At 46.0% G+C, this 25136-nt stretch carries 23 protein-coding genes; 11 read left to right on the top strand and 12 right to left on the bottom strand.

The features are described from left to right. Positions 1 to 46: 46 nt before the first annotated feature. Positions 47 to 2224 carry a TonB-dependent receptor gene (locus tag L5M40_RS17400; protein WP_219251330.1) on the bottom strand — a complete coding sequence of 726 codons (2178 nt, stop codon included), beginning with the start codon at positions 2222 to 2224 and terminating at the stop codon, positions 47 to 49. Positions 2225 to 2648: 424 nt separating this feature from the next. Between L5M40_RS17400 and L5M40_RS17395 the strand changes: the two genes are divergently transcribed. Further along, entirely contained in the window at positions 2649 to 2825 is a 177-nt protein-coding gene (locus tag L5M40_RS17395; protein ID WP_263176991.1) for a DUF2986 domain-containing protein, read from the top strand. Between the two features lie 24 nt (positions 2826 to 2849). Here L5M40_RS17395 and L5M40_RS17390 read toward each other — a convergent pair whose 3' ends face one another. The 4 genes from L5M40_RS17390 to L5M40_RS17375 all read right to left on the bottom strand — a co-directional run bounded on the left by L5M40_RS17390 (position 2850) and on the right by L5M40_RS17375 (position 6202). Then, entirely contained in the window at positions 2850 to 3362 is a 513-nt protein-coding gene (locus L5M40_RS17390; RefSeq protein ID WP_168826445.1) for a M23 family metallopeptidase, read from the bottom strand. Between the two features lie 37 nt (positions 3363 to 3399). Next, positions 3400 to 3990: a hypothetical protein gene (locus L5M40_RS17385; RefSeq protein ID WP_263176990.1), complete on the bottom strand. Its 591-nt coding sequence runs from the start codon at positions 3988 to 3990 to the stop codon at positions 3400 to 3402. Between the two features lie 12 nt (positions 3991 to 4002). After that, a complete protein-coding gene (locus L5M40_RS17380) occupies positions 4003 to 4623 on the bottom strand; it encodes a CHAP domain-containing protein (RefSeq protein WP_263256964.1) in 621 nt (206 codons plus the stop codon). A gap of 235 nt (positions 4624 to 4858) precedes the next feature. Next, entirely contained in the window at positions 4859 to 6202 is a 1344-nt protein-coding gene (locus tag L5M40_RS17375) for an anaerobic C4-dicarboxylate transporter (protein WP_105251110.1), read from the bottom strand. A 264-nt stretch (positions 6203 to 6466) separates the two neighbouring features. On the opposite strand from L5M40_RS17375, the gene L5M40_RS17370 reads away from it, so the two are divergent. Continuing rightward, positions 6467 to 7645 carry a PrnB family protein gene (locus tag L5M40_RS17370; RefSeq protein WP_105251111.1) on the top strand — a complete coding sequence of 393 codons (1179 nt, stop codon included), beginning with the start codon at positions 6467 to 6469 and terminating at the stop codon, positions 7643 to 7645. A 4-nt stretch (positions 7646 to 7649) separates the two neighbouring features. Beyond that, the gene (locus tag L5M40_RS17365) at positions 7650 to 8771 is read left to right on the top strand and encodes an aminotransferase class V-fold PLP-dependent enzyme (RefSeq protein WP_263176989.1); all 1122 of its coding nucleotides are present in this window, start codon (positions 7650 to 7652) and stop codon (positions 8769 to 8771) included. Positions 8772 to 8936: 165 nt separating this feature from the next. Here L5M40_RS17365 and L5M40_RS17360 read toward each other — a convergent pair whose 3' ends face one another. Next, complete coding sequence (locus L5M40_RS17360) at positions 8937 to 9194, bottom strand: YceK/YidQ family lipoprotein (protein ID WP_261271753.1); 258 nt, start codon at positions 9192 to 9194, stop codon at positions 8937 to 8939. Between the two features lie 558 nt (positions 9195 to 9752). Here L5M40_RS17360 and L5M40_RS17355 point away from each other — a divergent pair. The 3 genes from L5M40_RS17355 (at position 9753) to L5M40_RS17345 (ending at position 12791) form a co-directional block, all read left to right on the top strand. Further along, a complete protein-coding gene (locus L5M40_RS17355; protein WP_263176988.1) occupies positions 9753 to 10625 on the top strand; it encodes a hypothetical protein in 873 nt (290 codons plus the stop codon). Positions 10626 to 10808: 183 nt separating this feature from the next. Beyond that, positions 10809 to 11678 (top strand): hypothetical protein, encoded by an 870-nt coding sequence (locus tag L5M40_RS17350; RefSeq protein ID WP_263176987.1) that lies wholly within the window; start codon positions 10809 to 10811, stop codon positions 11676 to 11678. A gap of 240 nt (positions 11679 to 11918) precedes the next feature. After that, a complete protein-coding gene (locus L5M40_RS17345) occupies positions 11919 to 12791 on the top strand; it encodes a hypothetical protein (protein WP_263176986.1) in 873 nt (290 codons plus the stop codon). Between the two features lie 325 nt (positions 12792 to 13116). Here L5M40_RS17345 and glnA read toward each other — a convergent pair whose 3' ends face one another. Continuing rightward, entirely contained in the window at positions 13117 to 14526 is a 1410-nt protein-coding gene (gene glnA / locus L5M40_RS17340; protein WP_113941334.1) for a glutamate--ammonia ligase, read from the bottom strand. A 999-nt stretch (positions 14527 to 15525) separates the two neighbouring features. Between glnA and typA the strand changes: the two genes are divergently transcribed. After that, positions 15526 to 17337 (top strand): translational GTPase TypA, encoded by a 1812-nt coding sequence (gene typA / locus L5M40_RS17335; protein WP_105251119.1) that lies wholly within the window; start codon positions 15526 to 15528, stop codon positions 17335 to 17337. A 112-nt stretch (positions 17338 to 17449) separates the two neighbouring features. On the opposite strand, the gene L5M40_RS17330 is transcribed toward typA, so the two are convergent. From L5M40_RS17330 to L5M40_RS17310, 5 genes are all read right to left on the bottom strand, one after another. Next, a complete protein-coding gene (locus L5M40_RS17330) occupies positions 17450 to 18475 on the bottom strand; it encodes a GGDEF domain-containing protein (RefSeq protein ID WP_263176985.1) in 1026 nt (341 codons plus the stop codon). A gap of 459 nt (positions 18476 to 18934) precedes the next feature. Then, a complete protein-coding gene (locus tag L5M40_RS17325) occupies positions 18935 to 19351 on the bottom strand; it encodes a hypothetical protein (RefSeq protein ID WP_105251122.1) in 417 nt (138 codons plus the stop codon). 282 nt (positions 19352 to 19633) lie between these two features. Further along, positions 19634 to 20848 carry a 4Fe-4S binding protein gene (locus L5M40_RS17320; protein WP_263174592.1) on the bottom strand — a complete coding sequence of 405 codons (1215 nt, stop codon included), beginning with the start codon at positions 20846 to 20848 and terminating at the stop codon, positions 19634 to 19636. 265 nt (positions 20849 to 21113) lie between these two features. After that, a complete protein-coding gene (locus L5M40_RS17315) occupies positions 21114 to 21767 on the bottom strand; it encodes a DUF2959 domain-containing protein (RefSeq protein ID WP_263164370.1) in 654 nt (217 codons plus the stop codon). A gap of 28 nt (positions 21768 to 21795) precedes the next feature. Continuing rightward, on the bottom strand, positions 21796 to 22017 hold the full coding sequence (locus L5M40_RS17310) for a hypothetical protein (protein ID WP_006079786.1): 222 nt from the start codon (positions 22015 to 22017) through the stop codon (positions 21796 to 21798). A gap of 81 nt (positions 22018 to 22098) precedes the next feature. On the opposite strand from L5M40_RS17310, the gene L5M40_RS17305 reads away from it, so the two are divergent. The 4 genes from L5M40_RS17305 to dtd are packed head-to-tail and all read left to right on the top strand — an operon-like array spanning position 22099 to position 25115. Then, positions 22099 to 23070, top strand: coding sequence for a virulence factor BrkB family protein (locus L5M40_RS17305; protein ID WP_263176984.1), 972 nt, complete (start codon positions 22099 to 22101; stop codon positions 23068 to 23070). A gap of 35 nt (positions 23071 to 23105) precedes the next feature. Then, entirely contained in the window at positions 23106 to 24059 is a 954-nt protein-coding gene (locus L5M40_RS17300; protein WP_168826472.1) for an alpha/beta fold hydrolase, read from the top strand. Further along, positions 24056 to 24661, top strand: a complete 606-nt coding sequence (locus tag L5M40_RS17295; RefSeq protein WP_263256963.1) for a hypothetical protein — start codon at positions 24056 to 24058, stop codon at positions 24659 to 24661. The genes L5M40_RS17300 and L5M40_RS17295 overlap by 4 nt, the downstream gene beginning before the upstream one ends. A gap of 16 nt (positions 24662 to 24677) precedes the next feature. Continuing rightward, positions 24678 to 25115, top strand: a complete 438-nt coding sequence (gene dtd / locus L5M40_RS17290) for a D-aminoacyl-tRNA deacylase (RefSeq protein ID WP_263176982.1) — start codon at positions 24678 to 24680, stop codon at positions 25113 to 25115. The last annotated feature ends 21 nt before the right edge of the window (positions 25116 to 25136 follow it).

Raw genomic sequence — 25136 nt, 5'->3', positions numbered from 1 at the left:
GCGCAATTTAATTGCGCTTTTTTATGTTTCAAAATGGGCCTTTCACTTAGAAAGGTAAGGTGTAGCCTATTGTTGCAGTACGTCCCATCCCTTTGAAATAACGATCATTTGTACCCATGGTTTGTGAGTAATAATTGAAATAATCCTTATTAAATAGATTTTGCAAACCTAGGCTCAGGGTGCCAGTGTAAAGCGGCATTGAGAAGGAAGCATCGACTGTCGTGTAACCATCAAACTCTGCATACTTATTGCCCGCCGCGTTTTTAAAATCGCGGTCCATGTAGTAATTGGCTTGAACGCGGGTCGACATTTCATTATCGAAGCTATGGGTCCAGAACAGGTTGATACGGTTTGGCGAAATATTTGCACCATCGAGATCGGTATCGACTTGGCTATCACCATTTGAATCGTATTCGCCCTGCTGGAAGGCGATATTCATGCCGAGATCATCATTGCTGGTAATGTAGGCGGTGACATTGGCTTCAATACCATCGATCACACTCTTTTCGCGCTTCACGTCGTAGAAACCATCACTATTTAAGGCCAAACGTGAGCCAAAATCAGTGGCGGAACGATAGTAAGCTAGCTTAGCGCTTAAGTATTTACCTTGGTAATCGGCGCCGACTTCAACGTTATCTGTGACGATCGGTGTGAGCGCCAGTGAGCCATCTATGCTGGGATTGTCGCCGGGGAAGCTTTTACCATCACGCAGAATTCGGCCGATATCCGGCATGCCAAAACCTTGGTTATAGCTGGTATAAACACGAATGTCAGGAGTGATTTTATAAGAGATACCGACGTTAAATAAGGTTTCATCGAAGGTGGCTGAACCGCCCGCAATTTGCTTATTGCCTGCACCCCATAGGGTTTTGTAATCATCGACACTTAACTCGGCATGTTCGTAACGAACACCAGTCGATAAGGTTAAATTTTCAATTAAGTCATAATCTAACTGTAAGTAAGGCGCAACGTTGTCATAGGTACTTTCGGGAACCCATGAAAAGCCCGTTTTTACTAAGTCTTGCTCAGTGGTGTCGCGGAAAAGGTCGACACCGTAGGCCGCATCAATTCCTGAGCCGGCAATATCCTTAGCGATCAAGGCGCTTTTTAAACCCCATTTAACCGAAGAGTTACGCGATTGCTCGTAGTACAAGCTTTCGCCTTTACTGCCGATACCGCATTGGATGACTTGATCGCTGCCTTCGAAGGATGGATCGTAGAAGCTATCGAAACAGCCACCGCCATAAACTGCTTTAAAATCTTGATTAAAGAGTTGCAGGCTAAGTTGTTGACCACCAATGTTGGCGTGGGTGTAAGTCAAACTTGTGGTGGTCACTTGGTTGTTGGCGGCTTCCCATGGCTGAGTTTCTTTAACTGCACCTGTGGGTACACCATTGGGCTTGTCACCTGCAACGGGCATCCAATCGCCATTGTTGTCTGCATTGTAATGGTTAACCATTAATTCAAGGCGAGACTCATCGAAGTTATGGCCAAGCTTAATGAAGAAGTCTTTACTCTGACTATCCATCGACTCGCCTTGAGTCGTGTCGACACCCACTACGTTATGATTAGCATCGTAATAGACGCCATTATTGCGGTAGCTAACCGAACCTATCATGTCGATAAATTCTGATTCGCCAGAAAACGCATAGCTAGCACCAAAGCTTAAGCCATTGGATTTCATTGAATCAGGCACTGTGACATCGAAACTAGCAACCTGTTCGCTGTCGCCTGTAGGCTTTTTAGTGATGTAGTTGATGATGCCGCCTTGGGCACCGAGACCGTGCATGGCATTGGCGCCGTGAATGATTTCGATGCGCTCAATCATGGCAGGATCTATGGTTTGTCCCTCTCTACCACCACTGCGAAGTGGGTTTGATTGCGGTACGCCGTCGATCATAATCAATGGCGGACGACCACGCAGGGTTTCACCTGTGTTACTCATCTTCTGGCGGCTCGGTGAAAAGCTAGGCGCTAAGTTACCGATAATAGTCGATAAATCTTTAGTGGTGCGGAACTGTTCTTCTAATTGGGCACGGTCGATGATAGTGACAGTATTGGGGATCGAGCTGGGAGATTTATCCATTCGACTCGCGGTGACAGTGATTTTTTCTATGTCTTTATTTTTGTTGTTTGGACTGTTGTCGGTGGCATCTTGGGCCGCAGCGGATTGGGTTAACGCTGCCAATACGGCTAAAGCAACAAACGAGGTTTTGAATGTCATATAACTTCCTGCTAAGGGCGAATGAGTTTGTTACACCGGCTCCCTTGGCATAGGTTAATATTCCATTAAATTGTATTGCAAATGATAACGATTTTTATTATTCGCGATTTTAGGGGAGGAATTACAGCTTGTCTAGTCACGCCATACAGGAAATTGCATGATTTGACGACAGTATGAATAAATTGCGACACAGCACTCGGTATCGAGAGGTTTTACCGTAAAGGACATACATATAGTGCGAGTTTATGTCGGTAAGGCATTACCTTGTTTGGCATTTGTCTTTGATTTAGGAGACCTATGCTTTAGTCGCAGGTTTGATTATTTGATTGGGCTACGCGTTTGCCTTAGTGCTTTCGATTGTCTGGCGTGTTGATGGAAGGCTATAATCGCGCCCCTTTATACCGTATCTCGCATTGGTGCCCTGATGAACCGTAAAAAGAAGATTAATCAAACCTTGAAGAGCAAGGCAAAAAAGGCCAATGCCAAACTGCAATCTAGCAATAAACCTAAATATATTGCGAAGGCAGAGAGAGAAGCATTAGCTGCGGCAGTTGAGCATGAAACCCCATCAAAAACCGCAGAACCTCAGCTTGGCCAATAAGCTGATTAAAGTAAGTTGTTAAGCCTATAGTGCAGTTAAATACTCGATAGGGTTTTGATAAAAGGCCTTTTTATAACCTTGGGTTGAAGTATCCATTAGCCAAGGTTTAGGTAATAAGCTCAAAATGGAATAGTGCAGATGGGGCGGTTTACCTTGTGCATTGCCCGTATCGCCGACAGTGCCCAAAGTGTCACCTTGGTAGGCAATCAATCCTGTGGCTGATTCAATTTGTGCTAAATGGGCAAAGTAGTGAATTTGCCATTTCGGACCTAAACCAACCACCACATTTCCTCCTTTGAAGAAGTCACCTCGATACAAGATCAGCATAGGCGTTGGCGCAATCACTGCGGTGTTTTTGGCGGCGAAAATATCTATCCCCTTGTGAACGCCCGATGGACCCCAAGGTTCATACCAAAAGGTTTGGCTGTTCCAATCTTTACTGCTGGCACCTTTTACTGGGATCGCGGGTGACTCAGGGATCAGATAACCACCAAGTAGCAGTAACGTCAGTGCTAATCCAACATATTTCAATTTCATTTTTTATCCTGCATTAAGTGTTTGCGTACCTTAAGTTTTAATGAAACTCGCTAAATTCCCGCCAACTTTCAGGATATTGCAAGCGCTCAGTTTCTGAGAGTGATAGCCAATAGGGGCGCCAAAAATAGCTGCACCAAAAGTCGATATTACCTTGAAGACTGCCGAGAGTATCGGGATCGATATTGGGAAAGCTTTCCCATGGATTGGGCGGGGCGGATTTGAATCTGATTAATGCTTCTAGCAAGGGTTTGTCATTGGTCACTAAGGTTATGCACACACCCGCAAAATCGTCATATTGGTTCAGCAATACGCAGGTCGCTTGGGTTGGGTGTTCGATAAAACCGTTAAAGTTGACCGTTTGCTCGGGCAATGTGTTAAAGCCTGCCTGGCTAAGTAAAGTGTTTAAGGCCTCTTTCCCTTGGTAAGTCAGCAAGCAATGCAATTGATAAGCAAAAATATCTTCTCTGTTCATAGGTACAACGAGTGGATAGGTTTGTATGATTGGCAAGCTGATATTGGGCATCTGGGTTTGATGAAAAACAGTGCGTAACTCAGTTTGTGGCCTAGATTGCTTGAGGCTATCACTATTACGTGCAAGGCGTTGTTTAATCCAAGTTAATACTGACATTATTGTTATTTCTCAGTGAACCTTACTGGGGAATGGCGTATTTGCGGATTCTGCAATCGGGGATGCTGTGATTTCCGGAGCCTGCCATCTTAACCAACCTTTTACTCGAGGCGCATCAATATACCAGAGGCCGTTTTGTTGAATTAATGCCAACCGTTCGCGTGATGGGCCAAAGGGGCCGGGATTTTGTTGGGCAATTTCAATACTGCTATCGGTAACTGAGGCAATGATTGCAACGTGACCGTAAGGGTTAAATATCCATGGAGAAAACACGAGTAGATCATCCTGCATAGGTTTGGTCTGACTCGCATTAGTGTATTGCTGCATAGCGCGTTTTTCATTCCACATGCCATCGCTTAACTTGTTATCAAAAAAGTCTCTAGCATGGCCTAAAGCGTCAGGCATTTTATGCTGGTAGCGTTGGTAAAAGTAGCGCTTAACAAATTCAACACATTGATATTGAATGCCTAAGTTATAACCATCTATAGATAGGTTACGTCCTGAATGGGTATTAACTCCTCCGTTATAATAGATATTAACCCCGTTTAGAGTGTCGATGACTTCTCCTACTTGATGGTGGGAATTAAAGTTAATCCGAGTTATCAGACTGTAGGCACAGTATACGAGCCCCATCAGTATCGCGAAAAAAGCTAATAGAATGGATAAGCGTCTAATCATCTTTAGTACGGCAAGCTAAAAAGAGTTGTTGAGTAAGATACTTATCTCACTTTCGGGCTGCGTATTTTATGTTCTGAAGAATATGGGCGTCTAGGGTATGGGTTTTATATTGGCACAGGTTAATACTTTTGGGTGATCTAAGGTTATCTAAAACAAAGGCCGCATCTGCGGCCTTTGTTATTTGTGGAGGTTAGAGTAAAGCGGTTGCGAGTAGATAACCGACAGCCGATGCTGTCGCTACACCGATAAAGCCTGGAATGATAAAGCTGTGGTTAATAATGAACTTACCTATTTTAGTCGTACCTGAACGGTCAAAGCCGATACAGGCCAGATCACTTGGATAGGTTGGTAGCACGAAATAACCGTAGCTTGCAGGGAGGAAGGCGATTAAGAGTTTTGGATCGACCCCTAAGGCGAGTCCCATAGGTGCGATTGCTGTGAGTGCTGCCGCTTGGCTATTAACAAGCTTAGAGATGAGAAACAGCACTAAGGCATAGGTCCAAGGCTGGCTTTGTACTACATGGGACAGGTTTTCCTGCAGTACATCCATATGGCTGATGAAGAAAGTATCACTCATCCAAGCCACACCAAATACTGAGAAAATTGCCACCATGCCCGCTTTAAAAACGGGGCCATTAGAGATGTTGGTCGGTTTGACTTTACAGGTCATCAGGATAAAAGCACCTGCAATTAACATCATCATCTGGATCACTAAGTTCATCGAGAGCAAGGTCGACTTACCTTTAACGTCAAAGGCGGGACGCAATTCACTAAATGAACCTAACAGTACCACAGCAGCGATAGCGGTGAAGAAAATCCCCGTTGCCCAGTAAGCTTCCTTCGGATATTTTTGATTTAACAGGGTTTCGCTTTTGTCATAGATAAAGGCTCTTTGGACTGGGTCTTTAATGCGTTCTTGAAACTCTTCGTCTTTATCTAAATCTTTACCACGACGCAGACTCCAAAGTGCAGCAGCCATGACACCGCAAAGCGATGCTGGCACTGACACCATTAAAATTTCGAGCAGATTGTAAGCGCGGCCTACACCCTGTTGTGATGCCAGAATCGACACCATAGACACCACAGCTACCGACACGGGCGAAGCACAAATCGCCATTTGTGAAGCGACAGATGCCACCGCCATTGGGCGCTCTGGGCGAATATTTTTCTTCAGCGCGATATCGGAAATAATCGGGAACATGGTGTAAACCACATGGCCAGTACCGCAAAGGAAGGTCAGCGTCCACGTGGTCAGCGGCGCTAGAATCGTGATGTATTGTGGATGACGGCGCAGTAAGCGCTCGGCATACTGCATCATCACATCTAATCCACCCGCGGTTTGCAATACGGCTGCACAGCCAATGACTGCAAGTATGGTTAGCATAACTTGCACTGGCGGTTGTCCCGGCGCTAAACCGAAAACAAAAATCAGTAGAAATAAGCCAATACCGCTGATGAGGCCGAGTCCCATGCCGCCGTAGCGGGTACCTAGCAGTAGGCAGCTAAGCACTACTATAAATTCCATTAAAATCATCCGATTTACCTCTGCGGAACTTACCGCTTAGCTATTAGTTGAGTGATGAGTGTTTTCAGGAACATTCTGCGGAGTAAAAGTGTTTGAAAAATTGCGCTGGCGCATGGTGTAAATAAAAAATGGCATTAGTTTTTTCGGAAATTTGACCTAACGCTAGAAACACGTGGCGATAAGTTGCATTCTGGTTACGAGTTTTACGGATTGGGCTAACGCTTTGAGCTCACTCCGTTTAAAAGAACGATAACAATACTCAAGGATAAGCCCGTGAAACCTGCCACCTTTAATACCGAAGCCTTTGATGATTGGATCCGCAGCCGCTTTGTGGAACTCAATTCCGAGCTAGAACAGCTTTACTACCAACAAACAGATCGGGCCAATGTGCTCGATATCGGCGCAGAAGCTAAGTTGGCGCTGGAGAGCGAAGGGCGAGAGTTGATTAAGACCTTGCTCGATGAGGGGAATACTGATGAAGGTTTCGACAGTGCCTTCGATTTACTCGGCAATGTGGGCTTGTATATGGCGGCCTGTCGGCGCCATGAAATTACCGAGCCCTCGCGGGAAACGACATCGCCATTAGCTGAGGCTTCTGCGCTCGCCATGCATATTGGCGCTTCAATAGGCGTCACGCCACGCTTTGCCACCGCACATTTAACCACGCACAATCGTGCCCACAATGGCATTTATAAGCGCTTTACCGATCTGAGCGCCGAAAAGCTGTTTGTGGATTACAACACTAAAGGCATTTTGGCCTATAAACGCGCCGCCGATGCGCTATTGAAGATCCAGCCTTTGGGCATTTCCCATCCCATCAGCCACGATTTACTGCGAGTCGCTAAACAGGCATTACAAGATGTGATTGAGTCGAATACTCAATTATTCAATCGATTAGATACGGATCGTTTCTTTTACTGTGTTCGCCCTTACTACAAACCTTATCGGGTGGGCTCGGTCATTTATCGCGGCGCCAATGCAGGGGATTTTGCGGGGATTAATGTCATCGATTTAACGCTAGGTCTTTGTTTTGCAAACGAAGCATCCTATTCGCAAATGCTGGTGGACAAGTTTTTATATATGATGCCGGAGGATCAACAGATATTGCGCGAGTGCATGCGTCGGCCGAATTTGATGGATGACTTCCTGCAGGCCAAAGACTGCTCAACCCAAGATTGGTATCAAGAAAACTTGCGACTCTTCATTGAAGTCTGCGAATTACATGGCGAGACTGCGATTCAGCACCATAATGAGTTAGTAACTAAATATATTGCTGAGCCTTCGACAAGTATGGAGCAGCAGCATTTAGCTAAGGTTACCGCGAGTGGTCCGCCACTGCATGTGCTACTCGGCTCATTGGAGCGACTCAGAGATAGACGCGCCGCCGCTCAGCGCAGCGATATTCGGACTCGTTATTGTGATATTAAAAAACTAAAAGAGAGTTTGAGATAACACTATGTTTGAAGATTTTAAAAAGGACTTTTACCTAGCAGGTCCAGGATATCTATTAAACCATTCCGTTGGCCGGCCATTAAAATCGACCGAGCAGGTCTTTAAAGAAGCCTTTTTTGCGCCTTGGCAGGAGTCGGGGCGTGAACCTTGGGGCCAGTGGTTGGGTGTGATTGATGATTTTACCTTTGCTTTATCTAAGTTATTTAACGGCCACCAAAAGGATTTTTGCCCTCAGGTCAATCTTTCCAGTGCGCTGACTAAAATTGTCATGTCCCTCGACAGATTGAACCGCGAACACGCCGTTGTGTTAATGAGTGAGATTGATTTTCCCAGCATGGGTTTTGCCCTTAAAAAAGCGTTGCCTGCCAGTTGCGAAGTACGCTTTATTCCTAAAGGGCTCGATATCACCGACCCTAATGTGTGGGATGCGCATATCAGCCGCGATGTGGATCTGGTGTTTGTCAGCCATGCTTACTCGAATACGGGGCAGCAGGCGCCATTAGCCAATATTTTCACCATAGCCCGTGAGCGAGGCTGTTTGAGCTTAGTGGATGTAGCGCAATCGGCGGGGATTATTCCGCTGGATCTCGCGCGCCTACAACCCGATTTTTTAATCGGTTCGAGTGTGAAATGGCTCTGCGGTGGCCCTGGTGCTGCCTATCTTTGGGTTAATCCCGCCATATTGGAGAGTTGTCAGCCTAAAGATGTGGGTTGGTTTAGCCACGAGAATCCGTTCGAATTTGATATCCATGATTTTCGTTACCAGCATTCCGCACTGCGCTTTTGGGGAGGGACATCATCAATCGCGCCTTATGCCATTGCCACCCATAGCATTCATTATTTTGCTGGTTTAGGTACTCCGTTGCTGCGTAAATACAATCAGCAATTGATTGATGCTGTGGCGCAAGAGCTCGACCATGAGTTTGTGTCGCCGCGGGATACTGAAAAGCGCAGCGGTACGCTTATTCTGCAGTTTGGTAAACAGCAGCATCAAATGATGACGGCATTGGCGAACGCGAATATTAGTGTCGACGCCCGCAGTATGGGGATCCGGATTTCTCCGCATATTTATAACAATATGTCTGATATCAAGTTGTTACTTGATGTGATTAAAGCAAATCGCTAACTTAAATGATTTAGAATGGCTTACTAGGCTAGGTTGTACTACGTAATTATAACTAACAAGGCACAACACTCTGGGAGGCAAACCGCGACATGGTCGTTCCCGTATGTCGGCGTTAATTCACCGCCACACAGGCAACTTGAGGTTATTTATTGGGTGCGATCATGCTTAAATCTTGTAGTCATAGCGGCAGACCATAGGTCGCGGGGTGTGGAGCTTGGGATCGCTGGGCGTGATCGCTAAATCTGCAGGTAGCATAACAGTATCGATGATCAACGCACTGCTCATATCAACGAGTGTCAGCGGGATGGTAAAGAGCAGCAAGGGCGGGGCCGCCAACGCTGAGATCATCATACACTCCTCGCCATTATCAACAGCCGTTTGCACACTTGAGAAAGAGTGGCCCCAAGTTGAATCTTCTCCCATCCTCGACGTTATCGTTGCACATCCCGTGAGAGAACAGCACACGACCAACCAAGTCAACCAACGCATAACCACTCCATTGTTTATATGTGAAAAACTGCATTGCTTCGGTATGATCTACTCACTTGATCAACTGAGAGCGTTAGTGGTGTGGAACCAGATCAGGTTTCATTTGACGCCAACCTGTTCTGTTTCAACAGCTTGGCATTCTAACTATATGATTATATCTGTCAATTATTCATCAACAGAAACGAGATACAACCAAGCTCAATAACCTAGTTGTTAACGGCGACTATAGTTTTGGATTGGTATTAATCATGGAGGTTTGTATGCCGTGTCCTCGCAGAACTCAGATGAGTTTTGAACATACTCTTTAAAATCAGTCTCCACTTCCCTCACTGGCCATCTAGCTACTTTTATTACTTTCCTTAAAACTGCTTCAGTAAATATTCGCTTGAGGGTAGGCCGAGAGCATATTATGTTGCTGATTTAAAATGGATGGCTGGATTTACTGCTTGGCGATGACCACGCTACAAGTAGAGCCTACCGAGAGGTAACAGGATGAACAATAAAGCAGCGCCGCAGCAGTCGGCGTCGACAGAGCAAGACACACAACCGTTGAACGACAGCCGGTATGAAGATTTGCCACGCAGTGAGTTCCTGCAATTACTCCAAGAGGAGCAAGACCGGCTCAATAAGCTACGTCAGCAGCGCGTGCGTGAGGCGCCGACCCTCTATGAGTGGGATATTCGGGTGGCGACTGTCTATGGTCTATTTTGGTTAACCTTCCTGATCCCGTGTGGCTGTTTAGCACTTATTGGGAGCTATTTGCTATCTGGCGATACTAGCTTGGGTATAGGGTTAATCATCATGGCTTTAATTATGTGCCTATCTGCTCGTTACCTCTGGTTTGCGGACAAACAGTACCATTATCGGCTTACCACCGAGGGGTTAGTTACCACCTATCATGACGCGATTCCGGATGCTGCCTACGCGGTAGTACGGGGGCTGGCTTGGTTTGGGGTAGTGGTTTGCATCGTCGGCGTGGCGTTGTTAGGCCCGGCCGCTTTGGTCGGCGCGGGTGGTTTTGCCGTGATGGCATTTTTCTTTACTGGTTTTAAAAATGTAGAGACAACTTACGAGAGTCCTATAAAAAATGGGCATCGCCATTTGATTAAGGTAACGCGGAATCGTCCATTTATTGCCTGCCAATCGGGTGTAAGAACAATGGGCTTACGCGCAAGTATTCGTCTTCATTGCCCATTGGATAAGATGCACATTATCTTGTCATTGCTGATGAGGCAGTTACCTGATTCTGAAATCCGTGTATTTAAAAATGAGCGCGTGTTAGATGGCGTACCATTTGCGTCATTTGAGTCAGGCAAACCTGCCCAACTATCAGATTTTTCCCCTGACAATACCCAGCCCAGTTAACGTTTTTTCTCGCGCCTGTTATTGGCGCGAGACTCGGTGTCCATCAGTGACAGCTTTGCCACCAAGATGCTAACAGACTTTTTAGCGGCAAGGTCGTCAAGGGCGAGAAAACATTAAGTACGAGCTGTGTGGGTAGGTTAACGATGACCGTGCAGTCCGTAGGTACAGCAAAGGAATAGCTATATGAATAAGAGAGCAGCGCCGCAGCAGTCGGCGTCGACAGAGCAAGAGACACAACCGTTGGACGACAGTCGGTATGAAGACCTGCCGCGCACTGAGTACCTGCAATTACCCCAAGAGGAGCAAGACCGGCTCTATCAGTTGCGTCAGCAGCGGGTGTGCGAGGCGCCCACGCTTTATGAGTGGGATATTCGGGTGGCGACTGTCTATGGTCTATTTTGGTTCACCTTCCTGATCCCGTGTGGTTGCTTAGCACTTATAGGGTGCTATTTGCTATCTGGCGATACTAGCTTGGGTATAGGGTTAATCATCATGGCTCTAATTATGTGCCTATCTGCTCGTTACCTCTGGTTTGCAGACAAACAGTACCATTATCGGCTCACCACCGAGGGGTTAGTTACCACCTATCATGACGCGATTCCGGATGCAGCCTACGCGGTAGTGCGTGGGCTGGCTTGGTTTGGGGTGGTGGTTTGTATTGTTGGGGTGGCCTTTTTAGGCCCAGCAGCGCTGATTGGTGCAGGCGGAATGGCTCTGGGGGCATTTTTCTTTACTGGTTTTAAAAATGTAGAAACCACCTCAATAAGTGCTATCAAGCGTGGACATCCCCACATGATAAAAGTGACTCACAAGAGGCCATATATATCCTGTGATACAGACAGGTTTTATTTCGGATATTATTCAAATCTCGACTGTTATTGCCATCCCGAAGATATGCATAAAGTGTTGTCGCTACTGATGAAGCAATTACCGGGGTCGGAACTCTTTTTATTGAAAAATGAACGAATAGTTGGCCTCTCTAAAGTTGGCACCCGTGACGGCAAACTAGCCCAACTATCAGATTTTACCCCTGAGAATCCCCTGCCCAGTTAACGTTTTTTCTCGCGCCTATTATTGGCGCGAGATTCGGTGTCCATCAGTGGCAGCTTTACCACCAAGATGCTGACAGGTCTGTTTGTGCTAGGGTGGCGCTAATTACGACCATTATCTGGATGCAGGCTAACAGACCTTTAGCGGCGAGGTCGTCAAGGGTGAGAAGACATTAAGTACGAGCCGTGTGGGTAGGTTAACGATGACCATGCAGTACTGTGGGCACAGCAAAGGAATAGCTATATGAATAAGAGAGCAGCGCCGCAGCAGTTGGCGTCGACAGAGCAAGAGACACAACCGTTGGACGACAGTCGGTATGAAGACCTGCCGCGCAGTGAGTACCTGCAATTACCCCAAGAGGAGCAAGACCGGCTCTATCAGTTGCGTCAGCAGCGGGTACGCGAGGCACCGACCCTCTATGAGTGGGATATTAAGGTAGCGACTGTGTATGGCATTGGGTGGATCATGGTCCTTATTCCGTGCGGGATTACGGCTCTAGTTGGGTTGGTGACATACTGGTATGGATTTGAGCAATGGTATTATTTTCTCATAATAGTGATGATTTTTGGGCCATTTATGCGCTACCTCTGGTTGGCCGACAAACAGTACCATTATCGGCTCACCACTGAGGGTTTAGTTACTACCTATCATGACGCGATTCCGGATGCAGCCTACGCGGTAGTGCGGGGGCTGGCTTGGTTTGGAGTGGTGGTTTGTATTGTCGGGGTGGCCTTTTTAGGCCCGGCCGCCTTGGTCGGTGCAGGTAGTTTTGCCGTGATGGCATTTTTCTTTACTGGTTTTAAAAATATAGAGACTACTTACGAGAGCCCTATAAAAAATGGGCATCGTCATTTGATTAAGGTAACGCGGAATCGTCCATTTATTGCCTGCCAATCGGATGTACGAACAATGGGCTTACGCGCAAGTATTCGTCTTCATTGCCCATTGGATAAGATGCACACTATCTTGTCATTGCTGATGACGCAGTTACCTGATTCTGAAATCCGTGTATTTAAAAATGAGCGCGTGTTAGATGGCGTACCATTTGCGTCATTTGAGTCAGGCGAACCAGCCCAACTGGTAGATTTTGCCCCTGACAATCCCCAGCCTAGTTGAATAAAGCGTGGACACTTAACAATAATGGCGCGGTAGTTAACTTCCGACTATATAGGTGGTTTTATGCCGCACCCTCGTTTAATTTAGATCGGTTTTTAACCATCTATCTCTATTGTTGCTGTTGCCGCGGTGTCTGGCGTGCCTTCTCTGAATGATAAAAGAGTGGTTGGCGATGATGCCTATTTAGAGAACAACGCGATGATTGAATCAGAATCAAAGTTGTATATACCTTCAAAATACAAAAAGCCCCGATAGCGTTGCTATCGAGGCTTTTATATTTTCTGTATCAATTACATAAAGCGAGCCGGTTGTATAGCGATAGCCATTACAGGCTGTAGTACATTTCAAACTCAAGTGGGTGAGTTGTACGTGCTACGCGCTCAGCTTCTGCTGTTTTCAGTACGATATAAGATTGGATGAAATCTTCACTGAACACGCCGCCTTTTGTCAGGAACTCATGGTCAGCTTGCAGATTTTCAAGGGCGTTTTCTAATGACGTTGCCACTTGTGGGATTTCAGCTGCTTCTTCTGGAGGCAGATCGTACAGATCTTTGTCCATCGCTTCACCTGGGTGGATCTTGTTTTGGATACCGTCAAGACCCGCCATCAGCAGCGCTGCGAAACCTAAGTATGGGTTTGCATGTGGATCTGGGAAACGTGCTTCGATACGACGGCCTTTAGGGCTTGGTACCACTGGAATACGGATTGATGCAGAGCGGTTACGGGCAGAGTAGGCCAACATAACAGGTGCTTCAAAGTGTGGCACTAAACGCTTGTAAGAGTTAGTGCTTGGGTTAGTGAAAGCGTTCAGCGCGCGAGCGTGCTTGATGATACCACCAATGTAGTACAGCGCCGTTTCACTTAAACCTGCGTATTTGTCGCCAGCGAACAAGTTAACACCGTCTTTCGCCAGAGATTGGTGAACGTGCATGCCGCTACCGTTGTCACCAACGATGGGTTTAGGCATGAAAGTCGCAGTCTTACCGTAAGCGTGTGCCATGTTGTGCACTACGTACTTCAGAATTTGGATTTCATCCGCTTTCTTAGTCAAGGTGTTGAAGCGAGTGGCGATTTCGTTTTGACCTGCAGTCGCCACTTCGTGGTGATGCGCTTCAACCACTTGGCCCATTTCTTCGAGCACTAAACACATAGCGCTACGTAGGTCTTGTGATGAGTCAACCGGTGCAACTGGGAAGTAACCACCTTTAACAAATGGACGGTGACCTGTGTTGCCGCCTTCGTAGCTAGTGCCTGAGTTCCAAGCCGCTTCTTTAGCGTCGATCTTAACGAAACAACCTGACATGTCAGTACCGAAACGGACATCGTCAAATAGGAAGAATTCTGGTTCTGGTCCAATCAATACAGTATCAGCGATACCAGTAGAGATCAGGTAAGCTTCTGCTTTTTTAGCAATTGAGCGTGGGTCACGGTCGTAACCTGTCATGGTACCGGGTTCAAGAATGTCACAACGGATCAGCGCTGTAGTTTCTTCGGTGAAAGGATCCAGTACGAATGTTGTTGGATCTGGCATCAGTACCATGTCTGATTCGTTAATGCCTTTCCAACCTGCGATAGAAGAACCGTCAAACATTTTGCCGTCTTCGAAGAAATCAGCATCTACCTGATGAGAAGGAATAGATACGTGCTGCTCTTTACCTTTAGTGTCGGTAAAACGTAAATCAACGAACTTAACTTCTAATTCTTCAAGTTGCTTTAAAACTGATTCAACTGACATTCTCAAGCCTCCGGTAGGGTAAAGGGATGCCCCTTCTATAATCTTTTAACTCAAGTGATTTATCTTGAGCCAAACTTACGAGCTATAAAGCGATATCCATGCCAATAATTTAACTTACTGATTAACATGATTTAAAATCTTTGTTGCACTTAATTGGATTCGCGTGTGCACCATAATAGTGCTTTTGTCTGTGGCATTTTGGTGCATTACTCCATTTTGGTGCGCACTGAATTGATTCATGCAAACCTTAAGCTGGGATGCACAGCGATAACATGCACCGCTTATATGGCACTGAGATGGCAATAACGCTTTGGCTTTCACAGTCTCAGTAAGTACTGCCTCTGTGAAGCTCACACATACTTTCAGCTCCGATCGGGACTATTTACCACCGCATAATTGTCATAAAACCACGCTAGTCTGTCCAACTATGCCACGCATTATCAATCCAATAGTGGTTTATTATCATATTATTAGGAAAGAGTTCGTTCTAATGTGCGAAATGTCTTTGCTGTTCACAGACCAAGTGAAATCAGTGATGCGTAAAAAGGTATCCCGTGACAATGAAGTGAGTCTTAATGTCATCGGGTGTAAACGCCAACATGAACGTTAGATTAAGTGTGCCGCAGAATTTATTGCAGTGTGTTCACGTGGTAATTTCTCTGTATCTAAGTCGATTTTGCTGATGCTTAAATCGACATTAGCAGTGCTAACATTGAATACGAAAAATAGCAAATTCAGCTGCTTAACTCGGATTTTTCCTACGAATATGGCAATTAAACAGAGCGTTAACTCTGGCTACAGAGGATTTCACTCAGTGGATGATTGACGGAAATTACCCAAGGATTGGCAGATTGTTTTATAAGTGTTCAAAAATAATCCTGTGCGCCAAGGCAGCTCTGGAGTAGAATGGCACGCTTTTTATTGTGGTAGATCGAGCTAGATCACCATAACGAATTACTGAAATATCCCTATTTTTGTTTGATGGTAAGAGGTTTATCCGTGCTAGAGAATTTACGTAACATCGCCATTATTGCACACGTTGACCATGGCAAAACGACCCTGGTAGACAAGTTGCTGTCACAGTCAGGCACCCTTGCAACCCGAGGAGAAGCCACTGAGCGGGTGATGGACTCCAACGATCTTGAAAAGGAACGTGGGATCACGATTCTGGCAAAGAATACTGCCATCAAGTGGAACGACTACCGTATTAACATCGTTGATACCCCAGGCCACGCCGATTTCGGTGGTGAGGTTGAGCGTGTTCTGTCTATGGTTGACTCAGTATTATTGCTGGTTGATGCCGTTGACGGTCCAATGCCACAAACTCGCTTCGTAACGAAGAAAGCGTTTGCTCAAGGCCTAAAGCCAATCGTTGTTATCAACAAAATTGACCGTCCAGGTGCACGCCCAGATTGGGTTATTGACCAAGTATTCGACCTGTTCGATAACTTAGGTGCAACTGACGAGCAGCTAGATTTCCCAATCGTTTACGCTTCTGCGTTAAACGGTTTTGCAACTTTAGATCCGGATGTAGCGAGCGATGATATGACGCCGCTGTTCCAAACTATCGTTGAAAAAGTATCTTTCCCAGATGCTGACGCCGAAGGCGCGTTCCAGATGCAAATTTCGCAAATCGACTACAACTCATACGTGGGTGTTATCGGTATCGGCCGCATCAAGCGTGGTAGCGTTAAAACGAACCAACAAGTGACTATTATTGGCGCTGATGGCAAAACTCGTAACGGTAAAATGGGACAAGTATTAGGTTACATGGGTCTAGACCGTACTGAAGTTGAAATTGCTAACGCTGGCGACATCGTTGCTATCACTGGTTTAGGCGAGCTGAAAATTTCTGACACTATCTGTGCCGTTGGTGCAGTAGAAGCTATGCCACCTTTGACTGTTGATGAACCTACTCTGACCATGACTTTCCAGGTTAATACTTCACCTTTTGCAGGTAAAGAAGGTAAGTATGTGACTTCACGTAACATTCTGGAGCGTCTGCAAACAGAATTAGTCCACAACGTGGCACTGCGTGTTGAAGAAACAGAAAGTCCAGATCGCTTCCGTGTATCTGGCCGTGGTGAATTGCATTTATCAATCTTGATTGAAAACATGCGTCGTGAAGGTTACGAGTTAGCCGTATCACGTCCAGAAGTTATTCTGAAAACTATCGACGGTGAACTGTGTGAACCATTTGAAACGTTGACTGTTGACGTTGAAGAAGAAGATCAAGGCACAGTAATCGAGAAATTAGGTACCCGTAAAGCTGAAATGAAAGACATGCAGCTTGATGGTAAAGGTCGTGTACGTATCGACTTCATCATCCCAAGCCGTGGTTTAATCGGTTTCCAAACTGAGTTTATGACAGCGACTTCTGGTACTGGTCTAATTTATCACTCATTCGACCATTATGGTCCGCACAAAGGTGGCGATATCGGTCAACGCGCTAACGGCGTATTGATCTCTAACGCAACGGGTAAGGCATTGACCTTCGCACTGTTCGGTCTGCAAGATCGTGGTCGTCTCTTTATCGGCCATGCCGCTGAAGTATACGAAGGCCAAGTGGTTGGTATTCACGCTCGCTCAAACGATCTGACAGTTAACTGTTTGAAAGGTAAGCAGCTGACCAACATGCGTGCTTCTGGTACTGACGAAGCCCAAGTGTTGACTACGCCAATCACAATGACACTTGAGCAAGCGCTTGAGTTCATCGATGATGATGAATTAGTTGAAGTAACGCCTAAGAACATTCGTGTTCGTAAGAGACACTTGACTGAAAACGATCGTAAGCGCTTTAACCGCGGTTAATGCCAGCCTGTTAACTCAGGTGACACGCCCTTAAGGTGAGTCAATCGGTTTAAAAAGCCCTGCATAGGAAACTGTGCAGGGCTTTTTGTTGGGATAAATTGAGTAATGGGTATTAGTAGTCCTTATCCATCACCCGTATGCAATTGCGGCCAGCGGATTTTGCGCGGTAGAGAGCGGCGTCAGCTTGGCGAACGAGTTCTAAAGCATTTTGTTTGTTAGAGGGTTGCAGATAGGCGATGCCTGCGCTCACTGTCACAATCCCAAGGTCGGTATTTGCATGCGGAATGGCAATGGCTTGGATCAACTGATGTATATGCTGCGCTGTCTCAAGTACGGTTTGATTATCGACATTCGGTAATAGAATGACAAATTCTTCGCCGCCGTAGCGAGCGACTAATTCGCCCGCTCTGCGACCGGACTGGGACAGTGTACTCGCTAATTGTTTAAGGCAATCATCTCCGGCGAGGTGGCCATAGTGATCGTTAAATTGTTTAAAGTGGTCAATATCGAGCATGATGAGGGCCAGTGAGGAATTGCTCCTTTGTCCCCGACTCCACTCCGTTTGTAACATCATGTCAAATAGGCGGCGATTGCCGATATTGGTTAAACCGTCGGTATTGCTGAGTATTTCAAGTTGCCTATTGGCTTCTGCCAGTTCACTAGTTCGAGCTGTGATCATGGATTCAAGTTCGACGTTACGTTCCTCTAATCGCGCGATCGGGTAAATTTCTCCTTTGTGGGCTAAGCCGTAGGGGATGGATATGCCACTGTGGACAATCATCCAGTCGTTGTTTTCTCGGTGAAATATCAACACTAGCCGTGCTGTCTCGCGGGAAAGCATAGGATTAGGGATAGGTAAGTGGATATGGAAAAAGGCAGTCACAACCACGAGGTTGTCGGCAAGGTCTTGTAAAGAAAGATCTAACATTTCGATGTGGATTCGCTCAGGCACTTGTGCAAAGTCCTGACGAGTGATTCGCACCCATTCTTCCCTGCTGGTGACAAGCTGGTCACTGCTCCCTGCATAGCCGCTAAAGTTATCACTAAAGCGACGAGTTAGCCTGTCATCACGGGAGGCATACATCTCAATATATTCGTCAAATAACGAATGGATCAATTGCTGTCGGTCGGGTCGCATAGGTTAGCTCCGTTGGGGAACATAAAACCATTTTTCTAATATCCGTATAGGAATATTATCTGCGATAAAGTCTAGCTGTTGCCTGATTGTAATCAATTTTATGACGTATATATTAAAAATACTGCAGAGAGTGATGTAAGCCATTATCTGCAGTATGGTCTGTGAGACAAAATTGTTTTGCATTCACTTAATGTATCATTTAGCCCAAGTATTATTTAACACAGCCTGTTGGGTTGGTTCAAAATCAGGCAAAGCTTGTTGGTATTGCTTAGCAGGGGTTGCTGATGAGAGGTTACTGGATTGCGTTAGCTGAGTGTGTCACTAGGCGGCAGGTGAGGTTTTTCTGGATAGTATTACTTGGCAGTGGCTTTATTGCTAACGCCTATCATGGCTGTGGTGCGGCCGAGGACATCGGGATACTCGATAGGACTTAGAGCCCTATCGAGTGAGCAGTCAAGCTTATGACTTAGCTTTATCTGCCAATTTTACCGCATTGACACTTTCACCTTTGAAGCTGATAGTCACATTTTTCTGAGCGACTTCATTATCTTTTAGCAAAGTCTTAGTGGTTTCTGCCAGCATTGGAGAAGCTGCATTTAATGCACTAAGATCATAGGCCCAAACTTCTAGATCCGCTTCATTATAAGTACTAGCAGGCGCACCTAATTTTTCAGTGATTGTTTGCTTGGTTGAGCCTTCTTTAATGCCGAATGTATTTTTAATCGCTTCATTCGTTGCGCTGTCTAACGCATTGGTCGCCGTATCATTCACTGTGTCAGTGACAGATTGAGTTGCTGATTTAACGATTGAATCGAATGGGCCAGCATAAGCAAATAATGGTAGAGCAGTAAGAGCGATCAATAATGATTTTTTCACACAATAATTCCTTTGGTTAATACATTCCTTTATTAAATGCGCGCGAATTAGACCAGTAATTAGATTTTGTGTCAATTAAGCATCTGTTCTATATGATTTTATTTTAATCCTTTCAGATTACTCCTACTAAGCGGGTCAACCTTTAGTTGTACCTAAGGGTTTCCATTTTGAGGTTTTCTAGTCTTATCTGCTGCTGTTTTTCAATTTCGTTAGTGTTTTATTCCATCGCAATTGGATCCCATCATATGTGTCATTTTAGGTGTTCTAGTGATGTCGCGTGTTCTAGTGCCCAATTCTATTAATCACTTGGATCAATTCCATGCGGATGTTGTCTGGTGTTTGGCTATGCCAGAAACCTGCTAAGTAAGCGCCCAGCGGTAGGATAAATAATGCGATAAGCACTAATGCGAGCAATCCCTTATGACCGAGTCTGTGGCCGGATTTCAGCCCAAGGCCGAGGGCGGCAGATTTAGGGCAAGCCGCGACACAGCGCATGCAGGCTTGGCATTCGTCACTGCGAACCGTGGTTTTAGTGTGCACTATGATGTTTGCTGGGCAAGCGCGGGTACACTTGTCGCATTTCATCCCTTTTGCTTCGATAAGGCAGTGCTGGGTATTGCGGCGGATTTTTAATGGGCTCGCAAAGCTTAAGATCCCAAGCATTGCACCATAGGGACACAAGTAACGGCAGAATCCCTGACGACGCCATGCAGCTAAAGCGAGGATGAGCGCAAATACCAGTAGCGTGATTAGGCTGGGTGTTAGGAAGAACAATGCCATCTTTAAGTCGGCAATCTTATGATAATTACCTTCAAGATAATGGGGGATGGATTGTGCTGGCATACCAATGACTATGTAGCAAAGTGCTAGGAGTAATAGATATTTCAACATTCGCAGTGGCCAATCTAGCCAAGAAGGTGGTGTAAGCTCTGATTTAATAAAGCGTTTTCTAAAGGAATACAGGTATTCCCCTGCCAGACCTAATGGGCAAGCCCAACCGCAAAATGCCCGCTTGCAGAGTAAACCTGTGAGTAATACCGCCGCTAGCATGACTGCTGCCGCAGGATGGGTTTGATCCCACAAATTGAGGCTGATAATGGCTTTAAGCTCAATGCCACCCGCAATCGGTAAAAAGGCATCGACTACGTCTGGGCGCATTAGCCAAGGTGTGATTCCTTGCTTAAGCAGTACGGTATTGATTGTGTATTGTATGGCAACCAGCAAGAGCGATAGCGCTAAGACATGTTGAGTCCCTTCACGAAGGGTATTGATTTTAATTTCACCCTTGAGTGCATCAGGCGCAAATTTATGCCCAAGTAGCATCAGTGGCAGTGCAATAAGAAGCCCGAGAGCCAGTGGCCAATAAAGACTCATTGCCACCGCACCGATACTGAGCAACAGTGTGGCGACCGCGCCCCATTTCTGGCCGCTCCAATAGCTGAGGGAGGCGAGATACATGAGTGCCAACATCAGCGTGAGTGATTCGATAAAAGTCATAGTGATGAATACAGCTAATAAGTTACAAGTACAGGCTCTGAGTGGTGAACTGAGGATAAGTTTTTGAGTAATAAGTGAAATTGTGCGTCAGATCTAAGATTCGCGCTATCAATCAATTAAAGCGCGCCATAGCTCACAAAGCTAAGTGTTTTAGTCTTGCACAAATAAAGTATGGCTTGCAGGGACATAGGGCGAGGTCACACAAAGAATAAAAAGCCCCAGCAATTTAGTTGCTAGGGCTTAGGAATTCAGTGGAGCATTTGGATTAATTTTTTGATTTTTCGAGTGCTTCGATAAATTTGCTTGATTCGTTAATCGAGGTGTTCATCTCTTTAATCAGGGCCGAAATATCGGTTTGCAGACTCGCAAATTCGCTTTTAATCGCACCAATGGCTTGGGCGTTCAAGTTATGCTTGAGATACAGCATATTGTCTTTCATGGCGGTGAGTATCGGCGGCATTTTTGACTCGGCACGGCGCATACTTTTGATCAATTGTTCATAGGCGCGGCGCGTTTCTTTGAGTTTAGTTTCACTGTTGCGGCGTAGGTTGGCTTTACTGATCTCGCTAATTTCATTTTGCCACTCATCGAACAGGGCTTCGGCTACATCTTCGACTTTATTGATGCGGTTGCTGACGTTATCGGCGGCACTTTGAGCCGATTCGTATTCATCTTTGGCTCTGCTATAGGCTTTTTCTAAGTTGCCATCACTGTAATTGAGCAGTGCTTGCATTTCTTCTAGGGCAGAGCTGAACTCTTTTTGAGCATCCTGTTGGGATTTTTTCGCATCTTTAACTCTGTCGACCATAATATCGCGTTTATGGTAACCGACCTTTTCCATTGCGCCGTAGTAGGCACTCTGGCAACCACTAAGCAGGAGACTTGTGGCAATCAGCCCTGAAGCTATCAGTCTTTTCATTGGGTGTTCCGTCGCTGAATGAAATTAATTAATCGGCTTTAAATCGAGCCGCATCGATAATGCTCCACAGATGAAAGATAGCACCTATTACCGCGGGCACAATCAGCCACCAGAGGGCATAACCCACCACTGTGATAATGAAAAATAACAGTGCGGCCATTATTCTGCCTTGCAATAATTGGCCTAGCCCAGGAAAAAATAGGCTAGCAATAGCGGAAATAACGTTACCTGCAGATCCTTGTTGAGACATCAATTCACTCCTTAGACTTGTAAATTAAGTGTTTATTGTACGAAGATAACGAGTCTATACCAACAGAATCAAGAGAAACCCGTGACTAAGAAGATAGAACTGGCACAAATTCGCGCCTTATTCCTCGGGATCTGGCACTTCCTGCTGCATTTGAGACGGCGTTTAGTTGAAGATCAAATCAATATCCGCGCCGGACATTTAGCCTATGTCACACTGTTGTCACTCGTGCCTATGGTGGCGGTGACTATGTCTATGCTGTCAGCTTTTCCGGTATTTAAGGGGATACGTGGACAGATAGAAGGTTTCGTTTATCAGAATTTTTTACCCGCCGCTGGCGACACAGTGCAAGTGTATATCAATGAGTTTGTAGCCAATGCCTCTAAGGGGACTGCGGTCGGGATTGCGGCCTTAGTCGTGGTTGCCATTTTGCTAATTTCCGCCATTGATAAATCGCTCAATAACATTTGGCGTACTAAAGAGAAGCGTTCAGTGGTGGTGGCTTTTTCTATGTATTGGATGGTCATCACTTTGGGCCCGGTATTGGTGGGGGCCAGTTTGGTTGCCACTTCCTACGTGGTGTCATTGAAGGTTTTTGATGGTCAGTTGTCGGGTGTGGTGCCCGTGTTTCTTGAGCGTTTGCCCATGCTGTTCTCAGTTGCGGCATTCTTGCTGTTGTATATGGTGGTGCCTAATCAAAAAGTGAAGTTTCTACATGCACTATTAGGGGCGATTGTTGCCGCAATCTTGTTTGAGTTAGGTAAAAAAGCCTTTGCTTTGTATGTCACTCAGTTTCCGAGTTATGAAGCGATTTATGGTGCTTTAGCCGTGATCCCCATTATCTTTGTCTGGGTGTATTTATCGTGGATGATAGTATTACTCGGCGCGGAAATTACCGCCGCGATGCCTGAGTATTTAGATTATGAGTCGAGCTCAGATGATGACGAAACCGTTCTGAATGCTAAGCCCCTAGAAAATGTCTCCCAAGAAAATTCCGCTGCGGTGTTAACTTCGGCTGAGGTGACGGCACTTAAGGCGGTGGCTAAATCTGAATGACCCCATTAGAGGATTATTAATGGCGATGACACTGAATGCCTGAATCCTTCCCATCTTTTATCCGTCGCGACTGGTTTAACGTTGGCAATGGTCAGCAATTGCATCTGGCGCAATACGGTAATCCACAAGGTATCCCACTGCTGTATTTGCACGGCGGTCCAGGAGCGGGTTGTGATATCGGTGATTTAGCTTTATTTAATGGCGATCAATATTGGATTTTGCTTTTAGATCAACGCGGTTCTGGACAATCTTTACCCTTTGGCGATTTAGCCAACAACCATCTCACTGGTTTGATTAGCGATATTGAGGCGATTCGCCTTGCATTGGGTATTGAGCGTTGGTGTTTAGCAGGCGGCTCTTTTGGGGCCACATTAGGCTTAATTTACAGCGGATTATTCCCAGAGCGGGTGATTGCACAGGTACTGTGGGCGTTATTTATTCCATCCAAAGAAGGTCTCGACTGGCTCTATGGCGCTGATGGCGCTGCAAAATTGCAACCTGCTGCTTATCGACTCTTCAATGACATTTTTCCGGTTCAGTTATCGCTGACTGAACTGCTGGATTCGTACCATCAAGGTTTGGCATCGGCAGATGAAAATGTGCGATACCATTTTGCGCGGCGTTGGGTACAGTGGGAGTTGCAGCTTGCGGGGGCGAGGTTAGTGCTACCAAGGCTGTTACCCGAATCCGTATTAGCATTAGCCAATATCGAGTTACACTTTGCTCGACATAATTACTTCAATGCGATGAATGTGTTACAGCGCGTGACGCCTAGAGTGAAGGCGCGTAGTGTGTTATTGCAAGGAATGCAGGATGCGATTTGCCCAGCGACGCTATTACGCGATTTTTTGGCTGGGTTGGAGCATGCTATTACAATTCAATCTGTTGTCGATGGCGGACATATGCTCAATAGTGAGTCTTTGTTTTTGGCGGTTACAGCAGAAATCCATGCTATGTGGTCGTGGATACATCAAAGGGAAATACAATGAAAACATTGCTCATCAGTGCCAGCTTACTCGGATTAACCGCGTGCGCTACCACGGCCCCTTCTCAAACAAGCGCTATTGACCCAGTGGTTGCTCAGGAGAACGTGAGTGCACCTGTCGCGCCCAAAGTTGTTGAACTCGGTGGGTTGACCAATGAAACTGCCGCTGAGCGCTTGTATCAAGCGTTGATTAACGCAAATTATCTGGCCACCCAAGTTGCGCCGACTAAAGTGGCTGTGCAGTTTGGTAATAACCAATTCTTGCTTGAGCCGAGTATCAATTCGGCGGGCATTGACCGTATTTTAATGAATCGCTTCTATGCTGTGCACCCGCAATTGCAGGCCAGCCAAGAGTTGCCTGCCGTGATTGGTACCTTGAATCAGAAGCTTAATTTTGCCAAGTTTGTGTTGCTGGACCAAGGCGCTGTGATCCAAGTGCAAGGTACAGTGACCTTTGCCGACCGTATTGAAATAGAAGAATTACGTCGCTTTATGCTGTGGACTAATGGCGGCTTAGCGCAGGTCGTACAATCTTTGCCTGATGGCGTAGAGCAATATATCCGCCCGCTCCCGCTAATGCCGCAAATGGTTCCCGTTAAGCCTTAATCTAAAAGGAAAAGTTGTGATTGCGTTAATTCAAAGAGTGAGTCACGCCAGTGTGGTGGTTGATAACCAAACCTTAGGTGAAATCAACAAAGGCTTGTTGGTTCTGCTCGGTGTCGAGCAAGAAGATACCCGCGAGAAGATGGAAAAGTTGGCGACTAAAGTCATGAGTTATCGCGTTTTTTCCGATGAAAATGGCAAGATGAATCTCAATCTAGAACAAGTCGGTGGGTCTTTATTAGTCGTGTCACAATTTACCTTGGCCGCTGATACAGGCCGAGGCTTGAGGCCGAGTTTTTCAGGGGCGGGTTCGCCGGAACAAGCTTTAGGCTTGTATGAAGAGTTTGTCGCATTCTGCCGCGCTAAGGGCGTTCACACAGAAACCGGACAGTTCGGCGCCGATATGCAAGTGTCCTTAGTCAATGATGGCCCAGTGACCTTTAATCTGCAGGTGTAGCTTCTATCGTGATGTTTATCT

This window comes from Shewanella sp. SM68 (assembly GCF_025653925.1).
GTDB classification, from domain to species: Bacteria; Pseudomonadota; Gammaproteobacteria; order Enterobacterales; family Shewanellaceae; genus Shewanella; species Shewanella oncorhynchi.
This window is presented reverse-complemented; position numbering and strand designations above follow the sequence as displayed.

Coding starts and splice junctions, on each gene's coding strand:
- L5M40_RS17360 (WP_261271753.1), bottom strand. CDS start 9,194: ATGGGAGAAGATTCAACTTGGGGCCACTCTTTCTCAAGTGTGCAAACG.
- L5M40_RS17355 (WP_263176988.1), top strand. CDS start 9,753: ATGAACAATAAAGCAGCGCCGCAGCAGTCGGCGTCGACAGAGCAAGAC.
- L5M40_RS17310 (WP_006079786.1), bottom strand. CDS start 22,017: ATGTCTCAACAAGGATCTGCAGGTAACGTTATTTCCGCTATTGCTAGC.
- L5M40_RS17390 (WP_168826445.1), bottom strand. CDS start 3,362: ATGAAATTGAAATATGTTGGATTAGCACTGACGTTACTGCTACTTGGT.
- L5M40_RS17345 (WP_263176986.1), top strand. CDS start 11,919: ATGAATAAGAGAGCAGCGCCGCAGCAGTTGGCGTCGACAGAGCAAGAG.
- L5M40_RS17385 (WP_263176990.1), bottom strand. CDS start 3,990: ATGTCAGTATTAACTTGGATTAAACAACGCCTTGCACGTAATAGTGAT.
- L5M40_RS17380 (WP_263256964.1), bottom strand. CDS start 4,623: ATGGGGCTCGTATACTGTGCCTACAGTCTGATAACTCGGATTAACTTT.
- L5M40_RS17365 (WP_263176989.1), top strand. CDS start 7,650: ATGTTTGAAGATTTTAAAAAGGACTTTTACCTAGCAGGTCCAGGATAT.
- L5M40_RS17320 (WP_263174592.1), bottom strand. CDS start 20,848: ATGACTTTTATCGAATCACTCACGCTGATGTTGGCACTCATGTATCTC.
- L5M40_RS17330 (WP_263176985.1), bottom strand. CDS start 18,475: ATGCGACCCGACCGACAGCAATTGATCCATTCGTTATTTGACGAATAT.
- L5M40_RS17400 (WP_219251330.1), bottom strand. CDS start 2,224: ATGACATTCAAAACCTCGTTTGTTGCTTTAGCCGTATTGGCAGCGTTA.
- glnA (WP_113941334.1), bottom strand. CDS start 14,526: ATGTCAGTTGAATCAGTTTTAAAGCAACTTGAAGAATTAGAAGTTAAG.
- L5M40_RS17300 (WP_168826472.1), top strand. CDS start 23,106: ATGCCTGAATCCTTCCCATCTTTTATCCGTCGCGACTGGTTTAACGTT.
- L5M40_RS17295 (WP_263256963.1), top strand. CDS start 24,056: ATGAAAACATTGCTCATCAGTGCCAGCTTACTCGGATTAACCGCGTGC.
- L5M40_RS17350 (WP_263176987.1), top strand. CDS start 10,809: ATGAATAAGAGAGCAGCGCCGCAGCAGTCGGCGTCGACAGAGCAAGAG.
- L5M40_RS17315 (WP_263164370.1), bottom strand. CDS start 21,767: ATGAAAAGACTGATAGCTTCAGGGCTGATTGCCACAAGTCTCCTGCTT.
- L5M40_RS17375 (WP_105251110.1), bottom strand. CDS start 6,202: ATGATTTTAATGGAATTTATAGTAGTGCTTAGCTGCCTACTGCTAGGT.
- L5M40_RS17395 (WP_263176991.1), top strand. CDS start 2,649: ATGAACCGTAAAAAGAAGATTAATCAAACCTTGAAGAGCAAGGCAAAA.